1 protein-coding gene is annotated in these 1,283 nt (G+C 64.7%); it reads left to right on the forward strand.

Translation table 11 applies throughout. The annotated features are described in order from the left end of the window. Positions 1-79 precede the first annotated feature (79 nt). Positions 80-1,261, forward strand: coding sequence for a choline ABC transporter ATP-binding protein (gene choV / locus ENZ74_RS32080; protein ID WP_024504539.1), 1,182 nt, complete (start codon positions 80-82; stop codon positions 1,259-1,261). Positions 1,262-1,283 lie beyond the last annotated feature (22 nt).

Genomic DNA, 1,283 nt, shown 5'->3' on the forward strand with positions numbered 1-1,283 from the left:
GGCTTGAGGCGGGGGTTGCCAGCGTCGTTTTGGCCATCGTGCTCGACCGGATGACCCGCATCGCCGTTGGAGGCAAGAAATGACCGTCGCCGTCGATTTCAGGAACGTCGATATCGTTTTCGGCGCCGACCAGGCCGGATCGCTGAAGATGATCGACGCCGGCGCCAGCCGCGCCGAGATCCTCGAAAAGACCGGCAATGTACTGGGCTGCGCCGGCGCCAGCCTGACCGTGAACGAGGGCGAGATCTCCGTTCTGATGGGCCTCTCCGGTTCGGGCAAGTCGACATTGCTGCGGGCGGTCAACCGGCTCAACGTGGTGTCGCGCGGCCAGGTGCTGGTCAAGGATGGCGACAAGACCGTCGATGTCGTCACCTGCGACGAGGCGACCTTGCGGCGCCTGCGCCAGAAACAGGTGGCGATGGTGTTCCAGCAGTTCGGCCTTTTGCCCTGGCGCACGGTGGAGGAGAATGTCGGTCTCGGCCTCGAACTGGCCGGCGTCCCAGAAGCCGAGCGCAAGGAGCGCGTCCAACGCCAGCTCAAGCTGGTCAATCTCGACCAGTGGTCGAAGAAATATGCGCATGAGCTTTCGGGCGGCATGCAGCAGCGCGTCGGCCTGGCGCGGGCCTTCGCCACCGAGGCGCCGATCCTGTTGATGGATGAGCCGTTCTCGGCGCTCGACCCGCTCATCCGCACCAAGCTGCAGGACGAATTGCTGCAGCTGCAGGCTGAATTGAAGAAGACCATCATCTTCGTCAGCCACGACCTCGAGGAGGCGCTGAAGATCGGCTCCCACATCACCATCATGGAGGGTGGGCGCATCGTGCAAACCGGCGCGCCCGAAGACATCGTGCTGCGGCCCGCCAACGACTATGTCCGAGACTTCATCGCCAATGTGAACCCGCTGTCGGTGCTGACCGCCTGGAACGTGATGCGCGACCGTCGTGATCTGGAGCACGGCAAGGACGGCTGGGTCTGGCTCGACCGCCGCAAGACGACGCGCTTCAAGATCGACGATCACGGGCTGGTGGCGGCGGCCGAACGCGACGGCAAGCCGGCGGTCTGGGTGTCGTGCGCCGACGTCGAAGGCCAATCCGAGGAAGCCGCGCAAGTGTTCTGGGCCAATCCCGGCACCTCGCTGAAAACCGTCATGCTGGCCATGCACCGTTCGCAGACCGCTCCGGTAGCGCTGTTTGACGACCAGTCGCGCTTCGTCGGCGCCATCGGCATTCGCGACGTGCTGAGCGCGGTGTTGCGGCGGTAGTTTCTCCGGAATCCAACGGCGG

Origin of the sequence: Mesorhizobium sp. M7A.F.Ca.CA.002.15.2.1 (genome assembly GCF_003998715.1) — a bacterium.
Classification (GTDB): Bacteria; Pseudomonadota; Alphaproteobacteria; order Rhizobiales; family Rhizobiaceae; genus Mesorhizobium; species Mesorhizobium ciceri.

Excerpts from the sequence above, each read along its gene's own strand:
- choV (WP_024504539.1), top strand. The coding sequence starts at position 80 with ATGACCGTCGCCGTCGATTTCAGGAACGTCGATATCGTTTTCGGCGCC.